Origin of the sequence: Halobacillus ihumii (assembly GCF_902726645.1) — a bacterium.
In the GTDB taxonomy this organism is placed as follows: domain Bacteria; phylum Bacillota; class Bacilli; order Bacillales; family Halobacillaceae; genus Halobacillus_A; species Halobacillus_A ihumii.
This window is the reverse complement of sequence record NZ_CACVAO010000001.1, coordinates 1,207,748-1,227,462: the sequence shown is the minus strand read 5'-3', so window position 1 is coordinate 1,227,462 and position 19,715 is coordinate 1,207,748. Positions and strand designations below refer to the sequence as shown.

18 protein-coding genes are annotated in these 19,715 nt (G+C 42.3%); 6 read left to right on the top strand and 12 right to left on the bottom strand.

Annotated features, from left to right (window positions below; genetic code table 11):
- The first annotated feature begins 99 nt into the window (after window positions 1-99).
- From G6R08_RS06190 to G6R08_RS06180, 3 genes are all read left to right on the top strand, one after another.
- Entirely contained in the window at window positions 100-1,404 is a 1,305-nt protein-coding gene (locus G6R08_RS06190) for a hypothetical protein (RefSeq protein WP_163527184.1), read from the top strand.
- 145 nt (window positions 1,405-1,549) lie between these two features.
- Entirely contained in the window at window positions 1,550-2,185 is a 636-nt protein-coding gene (locus G6R08_RS06185; RefSeq protein ID WP_240339654.1) for a GNAT family N-acetyltransferase, read from the top strand.
- Window positions 2,185-3,144, top strand: coding sequence for an alpha/beta hydrolase (locus tag G6R08_RS06180; RefSeq protein WP_163527183.1), 960 nt, complete (start codon window positions 2,185-2,187; stop codon window positions 3,142-3,144). Before G6R08_RS06185 ends, G6R08_RS06180 begins: the two co-directional genes overlap by 1 nt.
- Window positions 3,145-3,292: 148 nt before the next feature.
- On the opposite strand, the gene G6R08_RS06175 is transcribed toward G6R08_RS06180, so the two are convergent.
- Both G6R08_RS06175 and gdhA read right to left on the bottom strand, forming a co-directional pair.
- On the bottom strand, window positions 3,293-4,504 hold the full coding sequence (locus G6R08_RS06175) for a cystathionine gamma-synthase family protein (protein ID WP_163527182.1): 1,212 nt from the start codon (window positions 4,502-4,504) through the stop codon (window positions 3,293-3,295).
- Between the two features lie 263 nt (window positions 4,505-4,767).
- Window positions 4,768-6,147, bottom strand: coding sequence for an NADP-specific glutamate dehydrogenase (gene gdhA, locus G6R08_RS06170; RefSeq protein WP_163527181.1), 1,380 nt, complete (start codon window positions 6,145-6,147; stop codon window positions 4,768-4,770).
- Between the two features lie 166 nt (window positions 6,148-6,313).
- On the opposite strand from gdhA, the gene gltC reads away from it, so the two are divergent.
- A complete protein-coding gene (gltC, locus tag G6R08_RS06165; RefSeq protein WP_163527180.1) occupies window positions 6,314-7,219 on the top strand; it encodes a glutamate biosynthesis transcriptional regulator GltC in 906 nt (301 codons plus the stop codon).
- A 122-nt stretch (window positions 7,220-7,341) separates the two neighbouring features.
- Here the strand turns inward: gltC and G6R08_RS06160 are convergent, their stop codons facing one another.
- The 8 genes from G6R08_RS06160 to hmpA form a co-directional block, all read right to left on the bottom strand.
- Window positions 7,342-8,295, bottom strand: a complete 954-nt coding sequence (locus G6R08_RS06160) for a D-2-hydroxyacid dehydrogenase (RefSeq protein ID WP_163527179.1) — start codon at window positions 8,293-8,295, stop codon at window positions 7,342-7,344.
- Between the two features lie 313 nt (window positions 8,296-8,608).
- Window positions 8,609-8,803 carry a hypothetical protein gene (locus G6R08_RS06155; protein ID WP_163527178.1) on the bottom strand — a complete coding sequence of 65 codons (195 nt, stop codon included), beginning with the start codon at window positions 8,801-8,803 and terminating at the stop codon, window positions 8,609-8,611.
- A 328-nt stretch (window positions 8,804-9,131) separates the two neighbouring features.
- Complete coding sequence (gene ppdK / locus G6R08_RS06150) at window positions 9,132-11,798, bottom strand: pyruvate, phosphate dikinase (RefSeq protein WP_163527177.1); 2,667 nt, start codon at window positions 11,796-11,798, stop codon at window positions 9,132-9,134.
- Window positions 11,791-12,612: a pyruvate, water dikinase regulatory protein gene (locus G6R08_RS06145; RefSeq protein WP_163527176.1), complete on the bottom strand. Its 822-nt coding sequence runs from the start codon at window positions 12,610-12,612 to the stop codon at window positions 11,791-11,793. Before G6R08_RS06145 ends, ppdK begins: the two co-directional genes overlap by 8 nt.
- 574 nt (window positions 12,613-13,186) lie before the next feature.
- Entirely contained in the window at window positions 13,187-14,098 is a 912-nt protein-coding gene (locus G6R08_RS06140) for an IS3 family transposase (protein WP_163527175.1), read from the bottom strand.
- Window positions 14,095-14,403 carry a transposase gene (locus G6R08_RS06135; RefSeq protein WP_163527174.1) on the bottom strand — a complete coding sequence of 103 codons (309 nt, stop codon included), beginning with the start codon at window positions 14,401-14,403 and terminating at the stop codon, window positions 14,095-14,097. The genes G6R08_RS06140 and G6R08_RS06135 overlap by 4 nt, the downstream gene beginning before the upstream one ends.
- A gap of 249 nt (window positions 14,404-14,652) precedes the next feature.
- Window positions 14,653-14,808, bottom strand: a complete 156-nt coding sequence (locus G6R08_RS06130) for a hypothetical protein (RefSeq protein WP_163527173.1) — start codon at window positions 14,806-14,808, stop codon at window positions 14,653-14,655.
- A 46-nt stretch (window positions 14,809-14,854) separates the two neighbouring features.
- Window positions 14,855-16,075: an NO-inducible flavohemoprotein gene (hmpA, locus tag G6R08_RS06125; protein ID WP_163527172.1), complete on the bottom strand. Its 1,221-nt coding sequence runs from the start codon at window positions 16,073-16,075 to the stop codon at window positions 14,855-14,857.
- Between the two features lie 326 nt (window positions 16,076-16,401).
- On the opposite strand from hmpA, the gene G6R08_RS06120 reads away from it, so the two are divergent.
- Complete coding sequence (locus G6R08_RS06120; RefSeq protein WP_163527171.1) at window positions 16,402-17,058, top strand: carboxymuconolactone decarboxylase family protein; 657 nt, start codon at window positions 16,402-16,404, stop codon at window positions 17,056-17,058.
- Between the two features lie 110 nt (window positions 17,059-17,168).
- Here G6R08_RS06120 and G6R08_RS06115 read toward each other — a convergent pair whose 3' ends face one another.
- On the bottom strand, window positions 17,169-17,933 hold the full coding sequence (locus G6R08_RS06115; protein WP_163527170.1) for a TerC family protein: 765 nt from the start codon (window positions 17,931-17,933) through the stop codon (window positions 17,169-17,171).
- Window positions 17,934-18,358: 425 nt separating this feature from the next.
- On the opposite strand from G6R08_RS06115, the gene G6R08_RS22425 reads away from it, so the two are divergent.
- Window positions 18,359-18,685, top strand: coding sequence for a DUF4181 domain-containing protein (locus G6R08_RS22425; protein WP_163527169.1), 327 nt, complete (start codon window positions 18,359-18,361; stop codon window positions 18,683-18,685).
- Between the two features lie 409 nt (window positions 18,686-19,094).
- Here the strand turns inward: G6R08_RS22425 and G6R08_RS06105 are convergent, their stop codons facing one another.
- On the bottom strand, window positions 19,095-19,682 hold the full coding sequence (locus G6R08_RS06105; RefSeq protein ID WP_163527168.1) for a TasA family protein: 588 nt from the start codon (window positions 19,680-19,682) through the stop codon (window positions 19,095-19,097).
- Window positions 19,683-19,715: the final 33 nt, after the last annotated feature.

Here is a 19,715-nt window from a genome sequence, read left to right as displayed (position 1 = left end):
CTATGAATAGATGCCACAATTTGTCTTGTGAAGCAGACTTTTAGTTTGTTTTGCTAGAGAATTTCTAGTAATTTTCTCATTTTTAAAAGGAGGATCTATATGGTTTCAAAGAGTCGTTGGTTACAAAAGCCAGTTTACAAGGTGCTGGCTTGTTTAAGTTTCGTTTCCTTAGTATTTCTCGTATTTTTACCTGTGAAGTCTTCCGCTAAAGAGAAGGCTGACTGCTATGATTCTAGTGTTTCGTTGACGCTTGAGGAGCAGCGTATTACGGAAGGGGGTCCTTATGCAAAAGCTATCCTTCAAGCTAGTCAATTTGACCAATTCGTAGAGAAGTTTGAGAAGCAGCTTTGTTCTGCTCCAAATGTAAAGAATGCGGAGAACATTATTGACAAGCATGGTTCCCAAATATGGGAGGCGGCTGTCGCTCGTGCGCAAGGCGAGCGTCCGAATATGGGTGATTTAGACCAATATGATGATCGTCCCCTTTATTGGGCTCGTTTGTCTATGACGCGGGCATTAAGGCAATGGAGTCCAAACTTTGAGGTGACGGACGACCAGCGTCAAGCGTTGATCAAGCAGCTCGAATATACGTCGCGAGGGATTACTTCTGTTCAGTTTCCTAAAGGAAATGGAGTACAGCGGATTCTGGTTAGTGGTTTTGATCCATACGGGTTTGGGACAGAATATGGTGCTCGCCACAGCAATCCGTCTGGTGCTATTGCTTTACAGCTCGATGGTCTTCGTGTTCAAACGGAGGAAGGTCCAGCTGTTGTTCAGGCTGTGAATTTCCCAGTCCGTTGGAAGGATTTTGAACAAGGAATTGTTGAGGATGCATTTGGTCCTTACTTGCCGCAGCTGGATCTGATGATGACGATCAGCCAGGGTGGCCCTGGTGATATGGAAATTGAGGGGTACCATGGCAGATGGCATGTAGGAACAGATAATAATGGTAAATGGAGAGAAGGCGTAATACCGACCGTCAACGATTGGCCAATGCCTGAAGAGCTTCCGGAATTTATTGAAACAACTCTTCCTGCTGAGGCGATGGTCGAAGCGGATACAGGGCCGCTGCCTGTTAAACGTGATGACCATGTGTGTGAATGGCTCGCGCCTGACTATAAATCTGAACCGTATGTGTGCAGTGACGATGGTCCTGCCCCGAATTCACAGGCACGTGCTGGTGGTGGTGGAAGCTATCTATCGAATGAAGTAGGCTATCGCTCGAATCGTCTCCGGCTTGGTTTCGGTGCAGAGGAGCTTCCAGGTGGACATCTACACGTAGCTTCACTTGATTACCCTGAAGATCCGATGGCTTATATTGATGAAGCATTGAAACAGCAGCGCAGGGTGATTGTCGATCAAGGGGTCGAGCTTGTGAAGGCAGCGGCGAAAGCAATAGAATAATGTGAGGAATAAATCAGAGCATTGCCATAAGTGGTGATGCTCTGATTTTTTTAAAACAGGTTAAAGGTTGGCTTTATCTCCTAAATCATTTATAGTTGATAGTGATAATCATTATCAACATATTGAGTTAAGGGAGAGGAAAGTCATGCTCAACATGAAAAGTGAAACGGAATTTTCTGTTATAGATGGAAAGAAGGTAGAAAAATTTATATTCCGCCCAGTTGACTATGAAAAAGACCTGGAGATGCTTTATGAATGGATGCACCAGAAACACATTGCACCGTTTTGGAAACTAAATCTGCCAATGGCCGAGTTCAAAGAATGGTTACATAAATCAATTGAAGCGGAACATAAGGATGTTTACATTGGCACGTTCAACGGCACCCCTGTGTGCTATCTGATTGCTTACTCCGTCAAGGAGGATCCAATTCGAAACTATTACGACTATCAAAAAGGTGACTTAGGCATGCACCTGCTAGTCGGGCCACGTTCATTTTTAAATAAGGAAGACGGACTTTCTATCATCAGGGCGATGATTATCTTCTTGTTTGATCAATATGGGGCGGACAGAATTATCGGGGAACCGGATATCCGCAATCGAATCGTCATACCTATTTTGAAAAAGTTAGGTGGAAGAGTGATAGATCGGATCGATTTGCCGCAAAAGAAAGCCTCCTTAATCGTTGGGGGGAGACTACCTGTTGAGGAAAAATTGAAAGAACATGGCATACGAGTTGAGATGACAAACAAGACTGCTGTACCTGGGAGTGAACTGGTCTGATGGGGGTTAAAACAGCAGTCAATCCGCAAGTAACTCAGTTGCTGAAGACCATCAGTGAAAAAATGATTGAACTGAAGCATCCACCCCTGGATGTGCTGACACCAGAACAATCAAGGGAGTTCTATCAAGCCGCCAGAAGTTATTTCATATCGATTCCGGTCGATGGTGTAACGGTAGAACATACTTCCATCGTTTCTGCAAAGGGACACGATTTACCAGCGCGGATTTACACACCTCCAGGGGAAGGTCCTTTTCCGGTTCTCGTTTACTTTCATGGAGGAGGTTGGGTGTTTGGAGACTTGGATAGTGCGGATAATGTATGTCGCTACTTTTCAAGTAAAGCTGACATCGTCGTTGTCTCGGTTAGTTATCGCTTAGCCCCTGAACATAAATACCCGTCCGCCTTTCATGATGCGATCGAATCCGTGAAATGGGCGTTTAGCCATGTGAACAAGTTGAATGGCGACGCAAGACGGATTGCGGTTGGAGGTGAAAGCTCTGGTGGAAACCTCGCAGCTGCAGCGGTCATCTTTTTAAAAGGTGATGAACACTTTCAGCTGTCCCATCAATTTCTGATTACCCCGGTATTGGATTACAACTTTGACACGCTGTCATATCAGGCGAACTACAAGTTCAATCTGACCAATGAGAAGATGAGATGGTTTTGGGGTCACTACTTGAACGATTCTTCTGAAGGCTCCGATGTATTCGTTTCCCCTCTTAAGGTGACTTGTGCGGAATCTTTGCCAGAAACGTTACTGGTAACTGCTGAATATGATCCTCTAAGAGAGGAAGGGTTCGCTTACGGAGAACGTTTGAAAAAGGCAGGGGTGAATGTAGAGCTATTGCATTACGATGATTTGGTTCACAGTTTTATTAATATGGTCGGGACTGTAGACGGGGCGAAACAAGCGCTCGATGAAATGACGATAAAACTTCGTGAGTTGCTGCATAACTGAAGCTAAGGTACCTCCATGGAAAAGTTACTATTAGGTTGTTATAACTTTCAAATTTATATATGGTAATAATACAGTATTTATTTTGAAGGGCAGGAAAATCCAATGGAACTTTGGAAGCAGAGGGAGTAAATCCCTCTGCTCGATCGTTTTACTTCATTTTTTCTGGCAAGTTGATATAACTTAATGCTTGCTCTAAGTCATGAATTAGATCATCCACATCCTCAATTCCGACCGAGTAACGGACAAGGCCTTCCGGTATCCCAAGGGCTGCGCGTTCTTCAGGTGTATTTTCTATATGACTTGTTGTTCGAGCAGGACCAACAGTTGTTTCAACCGCACCGAGGTTTGCAGCCTTATTGGCATAGGTTAAACGTGGTAAAAATTGACGAACCGCATCTAACTCACCTTTGACAGCAAAGCTTAGCATCCCGCCGAATCCTCGCATTTGTTTTTTGGCAATTTCATGATTTGAGTGTGTTTCTAATCCAGGGTAGAATACGGCCTCAATTTTTTCGTGTTGTTGTAAGAAATGGGCAATTTTCTCTGCGCTTTCACACTGTTGCTTAATTCGTAAATGGAGTGTTTTCATGCCTCTAAGAAGTAAATAGGCTGCCATCGGATCAAGGCTTGCACCGTTGATTTCACGATAGTGATAAATTCTCTCCACTAAATCTTCGTCATTACTACAGACCACTCCTCCAAGAGCATCTGCATGGCCGCCTAAGAACTTCGTTGCACTATGAAGTACAAGATCAACTCCAAATTCAAGCGGATTTTGTAGTATAGGTGTGGCGAAGGTATTGTCGACAAACACAAGTGCACCTACCTCATGGGCGACCTTTACCATTCGTTCGATATCTGTGATTTTAACTGTTGGATTCGTAGGGGTCTCTAAATAAAGAAGTTTACAGCCTTTCCTTACCTCGGCCTCCATTGCTTCATGATTTCCCGTCTCACATAACGTGACATCCATATTGAGTTTCGGTAAAAATTCAGAAAAGATTTTGTTCGTCCCGCCATACGTGTCTTTGATGGAAACGATCCGGTCCCCGGGAACTAATACCGCCGCCAGTGCATTGCTGATCGCTGCCATTCCAGTTGAAAAACTTGTAACTGCTTTGGCATCTTCCAGATCTTTAACTTTATCCTCAAATGCTTGAACTGTCGGATTGGTATTCCTGCCATAAATATGGCCCTCTTCTTTGCCGGTCGCGACTTGAAACCAATGGTCCATATCGTCGTAGCCAAAAGATACACTATGAACAACAGGAACTTGTGTGGCACCATGAACCAGGTATTTCTTTTCACCAGCCCATACAGATCGAGTGCCCACATTTGCTAACTGTTCTTTCCTTGTCATCCATACCACTCCTTTGTAATAGTAAATGACCCAGCATATGGATACACCTTAAGTGTACCGGTTTATACTGAATCATCAATACGACAAAGTGTATGAATATTACGCATAGAAACTAGACACAATATTTTATCTGCACTTTTGGTGAAAATTAAAATGACGCGGGCTTCTAATCAATGAACCCACGTCAATGGAAGGGATGGCACGCAATCTTTCGGAAACCAAGTCGCACCATTTCCTGCTGCTTATTCAATTTGTAATATTTTTTATACTCCTTGCATGACCATAGCATCTGCTACTCTAATGAACCCAGCGATATTAGCACCTATTACAAGGTTCCCTTGATGCCCGTACTCTTCTGCTGCTTTCACACTGTTTTCATGAATGTTAACCATTATTTCGTACAAGCGTGCATCCACTTCTTCAAAAGACCAGGAGAGGCGTGCACTATTTTGAGCCATTTCGAGGGCTGATACAGCTACCCCGCCGGCATTTGCTGCTTTTGCCGGTGCGAACAGCACGTCATTGTTACGAAAAACTTCAATCGCATCAAGAGTAGAAGGCATATTTGCCCCTTCACCGACAGCAGTTACCCCGTTTGAAACAAGAACAGCTGCTGCTTTAGCATCAATCTCATTTTGAGTTGCACAGGGCAGAGCAATGTCGCAAGGGATAGACCAAATATTATGACAGTTATCAAAGTAATAGGCGTTTGGATGCTCATCAATATATTGTTTAATTCGTTCATTGCGATCGATTTTCAGTCGTTTCACAGTTTCCAGGTTAAGACCATTTTCATCGTAGATGTATCCGCCAGAGTCACTGCATGCGACTACTTTGGCGCCAAGCTGTTGGGCTTTTTCCATGGCAAAGATTGAAACATTACCAGACCCGGAGACGACTACTGTTTTTCCGGCAAAACTTAACGCTTTCGTTTTAAGCATTTCTTCTACAAAATAGACCGTTCCATATCCTGTCGCTTCAGTACGTGCTAAACTTCCTCCATAGCCTGGCCCCTTACCGGTTAACACACCTGCTTCATAAGCACCGCGAAGCTTTTTGTATTGGCCAAACATATAGCCAATTTCACGTGGGCCAACACCGATATCCCCGGCAGGAACATCAATGTCCGGACCAATATGTTTAGATAGTTCCGTCATAAAGCTTTGGACAAAACGCATGATTTCCTGATCTGATTTTCCTTTAGGGTCGAAGTCAGATCCGCCTTTTCCTCCACCGATGGGCTGCCCGGTCAAGGAGTTTTTGAAAATTTGTTCGAAGCCAAGGAATTTTACAATACTGGAATTAACAGACGGATGAAAACGAATTCCCCCTTTATAAGGACCGATGGCGCTATTGAATTGAACGCGGAATCCGCGGTTCACTTGTACTTTTCCGTGATCATCTGTCCATGGTACCTGAAAGCTGATTACTCGTTCGGGTTCAACTAATCTTTCGAGGATGCCGTGTTCCATATATTCGGGTTTCTTAGCTAAAACTGGAACTAATGAGTGGAGCGCTTCTTCCGCTGCTTGATGAAATTCCGGTTCATGCGGGCTGCGCTGCTTAACCTTTTCCAGTACTTTTTCTACGTATTTTTCCGCCACTTGTGTCTCAGGATTTTTAAGTTCTCCTTGAATAGCCATAAAGGGAGGACTCCTTTCGATTCAATCTATTTTTTGAATATATAGATAAATTAAATAATTTCTACAGTTACCAAAATATTTTACAGTTTATAACTAATCTAATCAATATAATAAAAAGATGAAATTGATGCTATAATTAGATCAATCAGCAAAAGGAGGATTTGGGTTGGAATTAAAACAAATCAAATATTTTATGGAAGTAGCGGAACGTGAGCATGTGACAGAAGCTGCACTCCATTTAGATATTGCACAATCTGCGGTAAGCAGGCAGATTTTCAATTTGGAGTCCGAACTAGAAGTAGATCTTTTTATTCGTGAGGGGAGGAGTGTACGCCTGACCCAGGTCGGAAGAATATTTTATGAACATATGAAAAATGCCACAATGGTCATCGAAAACGCCCGTAGAGAAGTAATGGAGTACTTGGAGCCGGCAAAAGGTACGGTACATATTGGCTTTCCGAGCAGTATGGCCGCGTTTACTATGCCAATGGCTATATCCGCTTTCCGGAGGAGTTACCCGGAGGTTAAATTCAATTTAAGTCAAGGCTCCTATCACCAGCTCATAGACAAGGTTGTGAAGGGCGATGTAAACATGGCTTTACTGGCTCCTGTTCCTAGTAAAAAAGAAAAAATTCAAGGTGATATTCTTTTTTCAGAAAATATAGTTGCCTTATTGCCGGTTGACCATCCACTCGCTGGCGAATCAGCCATTGACATTAGTGATTTGAAGGGAGAGGCTTTTGTTATGTTTCCTGAAGGATTCATATTACGTGACATTACATTTGAAGCGTGTATAAAACATGGCTTTAAGCCAAATGTTTCTTTCGAAGGGGAAGATATTGATGCGATTAAAGGGTTAGTGTCTGCTGGACTTGGCATAACTCTTATTCCTGAAATAACTTTGGTTGACAATTTACCTAGAGACACAGTCAAAATTGAATTGCATGAACCGAAAATGACCCGGACGGTTGGGGTAATCAGTTCAAGCGAACGTCAGTTACTTCCTACTGAACAAAGGTTTTATCAATTTCTTCAGCAATTCTTCACAAGGCTAGAAGGCTTTAGAAATTAAGGTATTCTATGACGGGTATGTATGTTTATTCGCTAAAAAAGGCGATTCACCTCCCACCACTTGTCGGGACTACACGCTTCGCATTCCTTGAGGGCGGGAGCCTTCTCGCCTGAAACTTCGAGTCAATATCCGCGTTGCCGATCCACTACTCCATGTAAAGACTGTCCATTTACATATCGTTTTACATTCTCTGCAAAAAAACGACTGACTCCCTCTGTGGTGCTTGGTCCTGATAGATGAGGAGTCACATACACATTTGGTATCGAGAAGAAGGGATGGTCTGCTGGTAACGGTTCTTTTTCAAAAACATCCAGGACGGCGGCCTGTAGATGCCCTGAGCGCATCACGGTTTGTAACTCTTCTTCATCGATTAATTCACCCCGACCGACGTTGACAAGGCAGGCATTTGGTTTCATGGCTGAAAGAACGTCACGGTTAACGATATGGTGAGTTGAACTTGTAAGAGGGAGCGTCAAGACTAAATAATCAAGCTCTTTTACAAAATCTCCCCATTCATCCGGTGTAAAATGGCGGTTCACTAGATGAGCTTGTTTTCCACTGAAACTTAACCCATGTACATTCATATCAAACGCTCTAGCTTTGCGGACAACTTCGGCTCCGATTGATCCGATCCCGGCCACCCCAATTGTTTTCTCGGCTAAAGATTCAGAGGTGAAAGGATCCCAGCGGCGGTCTATTTGTGCTTGGGTTATGCGAGGCACATCTTTTAATAGGTGCAAAAGAAACGTAAAGACATACTCAGAAATATAAGCACCAAACTGATCGACAATTCGGGTGAGTGTGATGCTCTCAGGAATTGATGAATCAGCGATTAAATCGTCAACTCCTGCTCCGATCGACTGAAACCAGCGGACGGAGGAAGCACCAGGTTTAGTTAATAATGGGGTAGGAAAATTCCAGCCCAGAATAACTTCAGTACCAGGTAATTGGTTTTCCGCCTCTTCCAGAGTTGAGGCTATCCGTACGGAAGTGAACCCGTAATCGCGGATACAGGCAGCATATTCTTCCGACTGTTCGGGGTGAAACACAAGAATGTCAGGCTGGTATGTATTCATTGAATCTCTCCTTTTGTCTTTCTGTTCTAACTACTCATTATAAAGGGTAGAGATTCTCTTTTGAACTATGAAACTATGGTTTGTGCAGAAGCTGACATCAGATATTTGTGAATCCTAGTTGGTTATTTAAGAATAATCTTAGTTATTTAAGAATTCCATCACGTTACTTAAGAATCACCGCGGAAACACCTTGTGAAGGGAGCTGCCGACTAAGCAGCTCATCAGCTTCGTGGCGGCCACCTTCACATGAAGCCCTCATCCAAGAATAGCTCCATTATTGGATAAGGTCTCTTCAAAGTGGTAGATTAGAAAATTAGGATTTTGTAAAAGGACGGTACAGTTCTTGAGGGTCTCTGTGTTGTGATTGAAATAAAGCATCTACATTGCGAAGGGCCTGGACAAACTTTCCATTTAGAACCCAATACTCTTCTTCCGGAAGGAGATTTTCCCGCTCTTCTTGACTTAGCGATAAACCGGTATCAGCTAATGTGTAATCTACCGTCTTCATTTTATCCACATCTCCTTTGTAAACTGTAATTGATAGTTTCATTGTTTCCGGAATATGTGCAAAGAATACATTGTTTAGTGATATATATTATAAGTATTACATCTGACGGCAATACATTACCTTCGGAGAAAAATTCTATTAAATAAATAGGAAGTTTTTGATGATTAAATAGACAAGGAATCCCGTATCACTATTTCAAGTGGTACGGGATTCCTTCTTTTAGGATTTGTTTTAAGGTTGAAAAAGGGGAGTGAATTTCTCTTCTTAACGGTTTGCCTGGTTTGCTTGTAGTACTCTATTTTATCTTTTCGTCTAGTAAACCATCCTTTTATATAAGTTCCTTAACGGCCTGCTTCTGTTCTTGTTTAATTGTGGCTTGAGCTGCTGCAAGACGTGCAAGCGGGATCCTGTAGGGGGAACAGCTTACGTAATTCAGACCTGTTTCATGGCAGAACTGGATCGAATCTTTTTCCCCGCCGTGTTCTCCGCAAATGCCTGTTTTTAATCCCGGTTTTGTGTTTCTTCCGAGTTTTACACCTGTCTCTACCAGTTTTCCAACCCCATCCTGATCGAGAGAGGCGAACGGATTTTCCGGCAGCACTTTGTGTTCCATATAGGTTTGCAAGAATTTACCCTCTGCATCATCACGACTATATCCGAACGTCGTTTGCGTTAAATCATTGGTACCAAAGGAGAAAAAGTCTGCCTCTTGTGCAATTTGGTCTGCGGTGAGGGCGGCTCGCGGAACTTCGATCATCGTACCTACGAGATAATCGTAGTGCGCTCCTGTTTCCTCTTGAATACGCTCACCTGTATTAATCACCAGCTGACGCATTTCTTTCAACTCGTTAACGTGGCCGACTAGAGGAATCATGATTTCCGGATTAACGTGTATTCCTTTTTCCGTCACTTTGGAAATGGCATAAAAGATGGCTCTTGCCTGCATAGCGTATATCTCAGGATAAATCATTCCTAATCGGCAGCCACGGTGGCCGAGCATTGGATTCGATTCATCTAACAGACGGACTTTTCTTAACAGCTCTTCCTTATCTTTTAATTCCTTAGAGTCTGGATCTGTGATTTGCAGCTTGGTTACGTCAACAATCAGTTCTTCTTTATCAGGTAAAAACTCGTGAAGAGGGGGATCCAGTAAACGAATCGTGATCGGATGGCCCTGCATCGTTTCAAAGATTCCTTCAAAATCCTCCTGCTGCATCGGTAATAGTTTGGCCAGAGCTTTTTCCCGCTCTGAGTAGGTTTCAGCCAGAATCATCTCTTGAACGATAGGAATGCGGCGGGCATCCATAAACATATGTTCTGTCCGGCATAACCCGATTCCACCTGCCCCGAATTCAAGGGCTTTGGCAGCATCGGCTGGGTTATCGGCATTAGCCCTGACCCCAAGCTTTCGCTCTTCATCTGCCCACTCAAGCAACTGCTGAAAGTCTGCAGACAGCTGTGGTTCAATCATCGGAATTTCACCTAACATGATATCGCCGGTTGAACCATCAATGGTAATCTGATCCCCCTGGTTTACGATCGTATCGCCTACTTTAAACTGCTTTCCTTTTAAATCAATTGATAAAGCTTCACAGCCACATATGCAGGCTTTACCCATACCCCTGGCTACAACAGCAGCATGGCTCGTCATTCCGCCGCGGCTTGTGATCGTGGCTTGAGAGGCAACAATCCCATGAATATCATCAGGAGTCGTTTCGGGACGGACGAGAATTACTTTTTTGCCATCATTCGCTAACTGTTCCGCTTCATCTGCATCGAACACAACTTGACCTGTTGCGGCTCCAGGAGAAGCTGGGAGGCCTTTGGCTAGCTGTTTCCGTTCATAAGCATCATCAATTCGATGATGAAGCAGCTGACTAAGCTGATCAGGGTCAACACGCAGCAGCGTTTCAGTTTTACTAATAATATTTTCTTCCGCTAATTCAACGGCAATCGTAATCGCTGCCTGCGCCGTTCGTTTCCCTGTTCGTGTTTGAAGGATAAACAGCTGGCCGCGTTCGACTGTGAACTCAATGTCCTGCATGTCTTGATAGTGTGCTTCAAGCAGGTTACAAGTCTCTACAAACTGCTGGTAGACGTCTGGCATTTCATCCTGAAGGGTCGCGATCGGCTGAGGTGTGCGAATGCCGGCCACTACATCTTCACCTTGCGCGTTGATTAAGTATTCACCATAAAGTTTTGCTTCACCCGTAGACGGGTTACGGGTAAAAGCAACCCCTGTTCCGGAATCGTTGCCCATATTTCCGAACACCATGCTTTGGATATTTACAGCAGTTCCAAGGTGGCCAGGAATTTTTTGCAGACGGCGGTACACAACAGCACGCTGATTATTCCAGGAATCAAAAACAGCTCGAATGGAAAGGAATAATTGCTCCCTTGGGTTCTCCGGGAATTTTCGCTTCGTGTGTTTTTTGACAATATCCTTGTATCCTTGAATGACTTCCTGCCAATCTTCTGCCGACATTTCCGGATCTGAGGCATAGCCTTTTTCTTCCCTATATTCTTCTAATAATTGTTCAAAATAAAAGTTATCGACATCAAGGACAACATCGCTGAACATTTGAATGAAACGGCGGTAAGAATCATAAGCAAAACGAGCATTGTCTGTAAGGTGTGCGACACCTTTTACCGTTTCGTCGTTCATGCCTAAATTTAAAACAGTATCCATCATTCCCGGCATGGAATGTACGGCACCGGAACGAACGGAAACGAGCAGGGGATCAGATGGGTCCCCGAGTTTTTTCCCTGTTTGTTCTTCAAGAGTTTGGAGTGATTCCAGTATTTGAATTTCGATTTCAGCGGGAATAGATTCCCCTGCATCGTAGTACGAATTGCAAGCCTCGGTAGTAAGGGTAAACCCAAAAGGAACGGGTAAGCCAATTCGGGTCATTTCGGCTAAATTGGCACCCTTGCCGCCTAGCAGCTCCTTTTTGTCGCTTCCTCCTTGATCAAACATATAGACAAATTTACTCATAATTCATAACTCCCCTCTTTTTTAGCATCGCTAATATTAAATCGGCTGTTTCCTCTACTGCTTTATTGGAGACGTTAATGATCGGACAGCCTATCCGTTTCATAATTTTCTCTGAATAATCCAGCTCTTCAAGAATCCGTTCTAAGTTTGCATAGTTTGCCTGGGTTGTTAATCCTAAATGTTTTAATCGTTCCTCACGAATTTCATTCAACTTATCTGGCGTGATCACTAAGCCAATACAGTTGTTTTTGGGGATATCAAAAAGTTCATCAGGAGGCGGAATTTCCGGTACTAGCGGTACATTGGCCACCTTGAACTTTTTATGAGCCAAATACATCGAGAGGGGAGTCTTGGATGTCCTAGATACTCCAATTAAGACAATGTCTGCCCGCTTAATCCCCCGTATGTCCTGGCCATCATCATACTTGACCGCAAACTCAATGGCTTCAACTCTTCGAAAATAGTTATCATCCAACTTTCTCATTAGCCCTGGCTGCCGTTCGGGAGTCGCCTCAAACTTTTGCATAAATGCCTGCATTAATGGGTTCATTAAATCTACCGCAATTATCCCTTCCTCACGTGTTCTCTGATCAAGGTATTGCTTTAATGCTGGAATGACGATCGTGTAGGCAATGATGGCATGGCTATATTTTGCGACAGCAATGACATTATTCAGGTCCTGTGTATCCTCCACATAGGAAATGTGATGGATCTGAACATCTCTCTTAAATTGACTTGAAACAGCCTTTACCATCAACTCGGCCGTTTCCCCAACGGAATCAGAAACGACATAGACGATTTCTTTATTTTTCACATCCGACCTTCCCATTCTTTTAGAGTTTTGTGTTATTCACTTAGTTAAGCTGTTCTTGGTAGTATGTGGTGGTTTGCTAGTCTGCTAGATAAGCACCTTGTATGTACCATTTAAAGTAAACGAAGGCTACTTAATTTAAAAAATTTGCCTGGATAAAGTAAAGTGACATACTAATTTGGGGTTTGTGTTTTAATATGTCATACTGTTTAGTTGAATAGTATATTATCATTAATTTTGATTCGTTACAATCTTTTTTATGAAACTATGATGGTGTTTTACAGGAGAGGATCTAGGTGTGTCTTTTTGGATCTATTATTAACGCACCGAGATTCGACCCTAACGCATGAGGATTGTGACTTTACGCATCGAGGTTCGCCCCTAAAGCATGAGGGTTGTAACTTTACGCATCGAGGTTCGCCCCTAAGGCTCGAGGATTCTGCCCTAATGGAGATCTGTCAATATAGTGGACATTCATGGACCGGTATTTGGACCATTCTGTTTCTTCCGCGCGTCCTCTTTCGAGACGCTTGGACGCCTCCGCCTAAAGGAAAGAATCAAAAACCAATTCATTCCTTTAGGCAGAGGACATTTGGTTCTTTTTGAGCTTTTTATCATGGTCCATTTTATAGCTCTTTTCTTTTTCTAATGGTGTTAAATAGCCTAATGTAGAATGGATTCGTTTTTGGTTATAAAACTTGATGTAAAACTGAATGGCTAGTTTGGCTTCTGCTTTTGTCTCATAGACATGTTTATATAGGTATTCTTTTTTCAGAGAGGCGAAGAAACTCTCTGCACACGCATTGTCGTAGGGGTTTCCCTTCCGACTCATACTTATGGTCGCTTCTGCCTCCTTAAGCGTATCTAAATAGGCCTTGGAACAGTATTGAGAGCCACGATCTGAATGGTGAATCCAACCCGACTTAGGGTTGCGAATGGCCAAAGCCTTTTCCAAAGCTTTCAAACACAGGGTATGATTCATATGGTCATCTACTTGGTAGCTAATCACTCGACGGGAAGATAAATCGATGACAGGGTTCAGATATAAAAAACCTTCTCCTGTATGAATATAAGTAATATCGGTAGCCCAAACCTGGTCTGGACCCTCTGGAAGAAAGTCACGGTTTAAATGGTTGGAGTGAATGGTTTTATCGTGATCAGAGTCTGTTGTATGGATGAACTTCTTAGGTGGTGTGGCATAAAGGTCCAGTTCCCTCATTCGATTCGTCACTTTCTTTTGAGAAACCTCAATCTGATCCACTTCTCGAAGCATAAAGTGAATGCGAGGGCTGCCGTAACACCCATAATTATCATGATAATGGAAGAGGATCCGTTCATCGATATAACGGTTCCAAGCCTCTCTTTCCGTTTCTTCTCTGTCCAGACGATTCAAATAATCATAATAACCAGATTTAGACACACCAAGAACTTGGCACATCCTCGAAATGGTGTGTTCGTGTCGGTGTTCATGAATGAACTTGAACCTCACTTCTTTTCCTGATTGAAGATGTGCATGGCCTTTTTTAAAATGTCGACTTCCTCCTGAAGTTCTACGTTACTTTTTTTCTCTTTTTCATACATTTCTTTGTATTCAGAGGCGGTCAACAGTTGATTCTGCGCTTCTTTTTCTTCCTTCTTTTTTTGATCACGATATTCTCTCATCCATCTTTTAAGGTTGCCGTAGGGAATATCGAGTTTCTGACTAATATCCTTCATTTTGTGGCCGTCCAATTCGATTAACTTCAAAACATAAAGCTTAAACTCGGGATCATAACTTTTGTACTTTTTGGTCAATGTGAACACGTCCTTTAAAGGGTTGTAATGATTAAAACATGGCTCAATACGTGTGTCCACTTTTTATACTAACTTTACTAACGCGGGAGGATTCGACCCTAACGCGGTAAGATTCGGCCCTGACAAGAGAAGATTCGACTTAACGCCTGAGAACCGGCCGAAACGATGAGAAGATTCTGACCTAACGTAAAAAACCCGAACTAGGAGGGGCTCTCCTTGTCCGGGTTTGACGCTCACAACGTCCGACAATTATTTTTCTTCTAACATCTTCTTAAGTTCTTTTTGTTCTCTGCGCATCGATTCAACTTCTTGTTCGAGGTGCTCCAATTTTGTTGTAATCGGATTGAGCGCATCCTGCAACATTTTTTCTAAGCGGAGTGCCCTTGGATCTTCTTTTGTTTCCATTTGAATATTCTCCTCTCCTAATGGCCATTTATGTTTGGTGAAAAATTTATTTTTCCTCAAGCGTGCTCATTGGGCTGAATAATTCAAAGGTGCGGTATTCTTCTGGAACTCCCCAATCCTTAAGCGCCTGATTTATCGCTTTTAGAAAGGGAAGAGGGCCGCAAAAGTAAAAGTCTTTCTCGCTATTGGAAAGCACAGTTTGCAGCCAATCCAAGTCAATCAGTCCTTCTTTATCAAAACGGTTTTCAGCACGGTCCTGCTCCGTTGGTTCGGAGTAGCAGACGAAAGAGGTGACATTCGGATATTCCGTCGCTAATGCCTCGACGTGATCCTTCATCGCATGAACTTCACTATTCGCGGCTGCATGAATAAACGTGATCTCACGGTCTGGATCTGTTTCTACCAACGTATTAAACATACTCATAATCGGTGTAATTCCGACACCGCCGCTCAATAAGACAATTGGCTTCTTCTCGGTCGAAACCGTGAAATCGCCAGCAGGTGCGGCGACCTTTAATGAATCACCTTCGGAAACCTGATTATGAAGATAGTTCGATACAATTCCGGCAGGTGCACCGTTTTGAGGATCCTCACGTTTGACACTGATGCGGTAATATTCCTCATTAGGAGCGTCTGACAAGCTATAGTGTCTCATATGGGAATATTTTTCACCTTCGATATCGGCTTGTAAAGTAAGGTATTGCCCGGCTTGATAAGGGGGAATCGTGGTCCCATCTTCAGGTTTTAAGTAAAATGATGTAATGACTTCGCTTTCTTTCACTTTTTTGTCTACATAAAAAGACCGATTTCCGATCCATCCACCTGGCTGTTCTTCCGTTTCCTGATAAAGTTTGTCTTCTATATCAATGAAAATGTCTGCAATAGCTTGATAGGCTTCTTCCCAGGCCTCTATGACCTCGTCTGTCGCCGCATCTCCAAGCACATCCTTCACAGCTTGAAGTAACGTTTCCCCGACGATCGGGTACTGATCAGGGTGAACCCCTAACGCCCGGTGCTTCTCGGTCACTCTCTCCACCATAGATTGAATTTCTTCAAGATTGTCAATGTTAGCTCCAGCTAAATACACGCCGTACGCCAGCGCACCTTGCTGGATGCCACGTTTTTGGTTTGTTTGGTTAAACATGTTGTACAAGTCAGGGACACGCGATAATAACAACTCATAAAATCTTTCTCCAATCTCCTGACTGTGCTCCTGCAATACGGGAGCGGTCGATTTGACAACTTCGATTGTCTTTGTCTCTAGCATAAAAAATCTCCTTCCATGTAAGTAGGATGACCTTTTTATTATTACCCTCACTTAAAAGGCTAAATCATATTTCATTCAAAAAGAAGTATTATTAATACATCTTTAAAAAACGTTCACAATTTCACAGGAAAAGATTCAGCAGATAGGAATGGATAGCGGAGGAAATGAAAAAGTTTGTATGGCTTATTGCTCAAGGCATCATAGTTTTAGTTGGAATCAGATGACCGCCTCACTCACACTGAGGTCTTTAATTTGTCTCGTAAAATAGTTGATAGTATTCTTAAACAAGAAGTAAATCTTTTCAGAAAATTATTGGAGGGGAAATCATGAGTCAAGATGTCTTGTATCAAAAATCAAATTTCAAACGACTTGGAGAGTTCGAACAACTTGCACCTGATGCCTTTCGCGCCTTTGGAGATTTTGACAAAAAGGCTTTAGCTGCTGGAAAACTCTCGGCAAAGGTAAAGGAGTTAATCGCTGTGGCTGTTGCCCACACGACCGGCTGTCCGTACTGCATTGACCTTCATGTGAAAAATGTGAAAAAACAAGAGGCTTCCAAAGAGGAAGTTGCTGAAGCGATTATGGTAGCCACAACATTGAAGGCCGGGTCTGCGATGGCCCATGGGGTAAACGCACTAAATGCCTATGATGGAAATGGTCAAGAGGAACTTTACCGTAAAGAATACTTCAAAAGATTGAAAGAATTCTCTGAGTTGAACGGCGACGCTTTTAAGGCGTTTGTTGACTTCGACAAGCAAGCGATGAAACCTGGTTTAATTGGAGCCATGGAGAAGGAACTAATTGCTCTTGCGGTTGCTCATACGACGGGCTGCCCGTACTGCATAGGAATCCATACAAATGGATCGAAAAAGCAAGGGGCAGGGAAAGAGGAAATTGCCGAAGCGATCATGGTTGCCACTGCACTAAAAGCGGGTTCAGCGCTTGCTCATGGTGTGAACGCCTTAAATGCTTTTGATGAATAAAGGAAATCTTATCCCACTTGATGCTTCATCAAGTGGGATAAGTATGTTTGTGTCTAAAATTGTGGTTTGTTCGGAACGTCATTGACTGAAACCATAAAATGTCCCCGTCTTTAAGCATCTTTCTCCGAGGAGCCTTTTCCTGATAAAAACCATCCAATTACAGCGATACCAATGAGTATACCCCAGAAAATAATGGTCCAGCCCGTACTATGGGGGAATGAATGAGGTAATATCCCAACGTTTTCATGGGAAAGTGTAATCACTGCCAATTTGACGCCGACCCATGCAACGATAAGGAAAGCTACGGTTTCTAAACCAGGACGTTTGTCGAGAAGTTTCACAAACCAGTCAGCTGCGAATTTTATTAAAACTAATCCTGCTACAGTACCGGCAACGATAATCGCAAATTGTCCGCCATCTAAGCCGCCAAATTGAGGCAGGTTTGTTTGCGGCAATGTGACAGCAAGAGCAACAGCCGCAAGGACCGAGTCAATCGCAAAGGCAATATCGGCCAGGCCAATTTGTGCTACTGTCGGCCAAAAACCGGCTTTTTTCTTGTCAGTGCGATCTTCTTTTTGCTCATCATTCGAACGTAAGTACTCCTTATATACATGCTTGGCCCCAATGTAAATTAGATACACCGCACCGATTGCCTGAACCTGCCAAACATTTGCCAGAAATGAGATGAGAAAAATCGAAGCAAAGCGAAAAACAAACGCCCCTAAAATACCATAATTGATGGCCCTCTTCTTTTGCTCATCAGGTAAATGCTTGGCGATTACCGCAATAACGAGTGCATTATCAGCAGATAAAATTCCTTCCAGACCGATTAATATTAATAATGTCCATGCGTACTCTATCCAAATAGATTCCATCTCTCTCTCCTTAACGTGATATTTAGAAGAATCTCCGAAAATTATCTATACCACTTACTTTGCCCTAGTTCATAAAATTTATTTCCAAATGATTATACTCAGCGCTGTCAAACAACGATATTGAAAAAGTTCATTATACACCTCCTATAATTGAGATATTTTTTAAAATAAGGGGGGAACAGGATAAAAGAAAGAGCTTTTTTGCATAGTGATAATTACCAAAATGTGCTAAACTGTATGGCGCCAGACAGCCTTGGGTAGCTTGATGGTCAGGAAGTAAGCAATCAAGAAATAAACTTAATTTAAAAGGTTAGGAAGATGCCATCAAATAGGGGATAAACAGTAAGAAGTTTTGCTGGTTTTAAATAGTTTAATTTCTAGGCGGTGATCGTATCAATCCTTTCATTTTACTGGTCCTCATTGCGATGGTCCTCTTCTTTTGTATAAGAGAATTTTATGTAAAGAAGCGATTCAAGATTAAACATAAGGGATTATTAGATGAAGGCAGGAAAAAAATATACATAGCAATGGAATCTATCATCTACCTGCTTATTATTTTCTGGATCTTTTTGCAGGCTAAATTTCAGAGTGTATCGCCTGTTTTAATGATTTTATTATTCGGGGGCATTTTTTTATTAAGAGGTATAGAAGAATGGAGAGAAGATAAGCCGTCAAAAGCTTATTATCACGAGTGGCTATTGTTTGCATTGCTTTCTATTCTGTTTATCATCGGTCTCAAAATTGATCTATAGTGACCACTTTTTCTGGAATCGTTCGGTTATCGGGACTTTGAATAGAATATTTAATCAACTCATCAATATTTTATTACAGACAAAAAAAATAGACTTCCTTTTTTGGAGTACAAAGAAAGGAAGTCTATCTTATAGTGTGGTTAAAACCTTGTTAGAGAACAACCATTTGATATTAAACTCATTTTCATTCTACCATATAAGGTTATATCCTCATATACATTTTTTGTAACTATTTTTGGAAATATAGCCTTACGTAACTACCTCTTCAAGAAAGGGCAATACTGAAAAAAATCAGATTGCCCTGTTTATGTTGCTGGTTTTCCAAAAGTATGTAAAAACGATCATGATGTTTTCTGACTCGTTATTCTATTGAGTTAGCTTATAAGGAACCTAAATCATTTCAGGAAACTTATTCGTCGGTTTGCTGCTTGGCATTAAATATCCATTTAAGATTGATAGAATCACCCTGGTATTGATTTTGTGGTTCTCCACTGTCAACGAATTCAAATTTTACGGCAAATAAGTTTGAGTCACCAGCTTCTAATCCAGCTCCATGTCCATCAACTTCTGGATCAATTACATTGGCTTTTACCAGGTTAAGAGATTCCTCTGAAAGTTCTGCTAATGTGGTTTCATAGACAACGGTATAATCTTTCGTGTCATTAATAAGGAAACTCAATTCAATCTGTTCGCCAAAATCACCTGTATTATCTCCTTTAACGTCTGTAACACTATATTTGGTATTCAAGAGAATTTCGCTCATATCAAGGTTACCTATGTTGCTTAAGCTGAACTCTCGAATTACCGTGTCGCCTGGCTTCATGCTATCCAAATCAATAATATTTGCTTCACTTGTTGAAAGATCCAGAGTTCCAGCTGCGAATGTATTGTTGGTTACTTCTTGATCGCTAAAGTACGCATACGTTCCGCCTCCTACTAGTGATAATCCAAGTGCTGCCGATGCAAGACCCAAACCTAGCTTCTTTTTAATACCCATTACTTTCACATACCCCTTTTCTACCTATTCTTG

Excerpts from the sequence above, each read along its gene's own strand:
- G6R08_RS06105 (WP_163527168.1), bottom strand. The coding sequence starts at position 19,682 with ATGGGTATTAAAAAGAAGCTAGGTTTGGGTCTTGCATCGGCAGCACTT.
- G6R08_RS06155 (WP_163527178.1), bottom strand. The coding sequence starts at position 8,803 with ATGAAGACGGTAGATTACACATTAGCTGATACCGGTTTATCGCTAAGT.
- gdhA (WP_163527181.1), bottom strand. The coding sequence starts at position 6,147 with ATGGCTATTCAAGGAGAACTTAAAAATCCTGAGACACAAGTGGCGGAA.
- G6R08_RS06190 (WP_163527184.1), top strand. The coding sequence starts at position 100 with ATGGTTTCAAAGAGTCGTTGGTTACAAAAGCCAGTTTACAAGGTGCTG.
- G6R08_RS06120 (WP_163527171.1), top strand. The coding sequence starts at position 16,402 with ATGAGTCAAGATGTCTTGTATCAAAAATCAAATTTCAAACGACTTGGA.
- G6R08_RS06180 (WP_163527183.1), top strand. The coding sequence starts at position 2,185 with ATGGGGGTTAAAACAGCAGTCAATCCGCAAGTAACTCAGTTGCTGAAG.
- G6R08_RS06160 (WP_163527179.1), bottom strand. The coding sequence starts at position 8,295 with ATGAATACATACCAGCCTGACATTCTTGTGTTTCACCCCGAACAGTCG.
- G6R08_RS06175 (WP_163527182.1), bottom strand. The coding sequence starts at position 4,504 with ATGACAAGGAAAGAACAGTTAGCAAATGTGGGCACTCGATCTGTATGG.
- G6R08_RS06130 (WP_163527173.1), bottom strand. The coding sequence starts at position 14,808 with ATGGAAACAAAAGAAGATCCAAGGGCACTCCGCTTAGAAAAAATGTTG.
- ppdK (WP_163527177.1), bottom strand. The coding sequence starts at position 11,798 with ATGAGTAAATTTGTCTATATGTTTGATCAAGGAGGAAGCGACAAAAAG.
- G6R08_RS06115 (WP_163527170.1), bottom strand. The coding sequence starts at position 17,933 with ATGGAATCTATTTGGATAGAGTACGCATGGACATTATTAATATTAATC.
- hmpA (WP_163527172.1), bottom strand. The coding sequence starts at position 16,075 with ATGCTAGAGACAAAGACAATCGAAGTTGTCAAATCGACCGCTCCCGTA.
- G6R08_RS22425 (WP_163527169.1), top strand. The coding sequence starts at position 18,359 with ATGGTCCTCTTCTTTTGTATAAGAGAATTTTATGTAAAGAAGCGATTC.
- G6R08_RS06185 (WP_240339654.1), top strand. The coding sequence starts at position 1,550 with ATGCTCAACATGAAAAGTGAAACGGAATTTTCTGTTATAGATGGAAAG.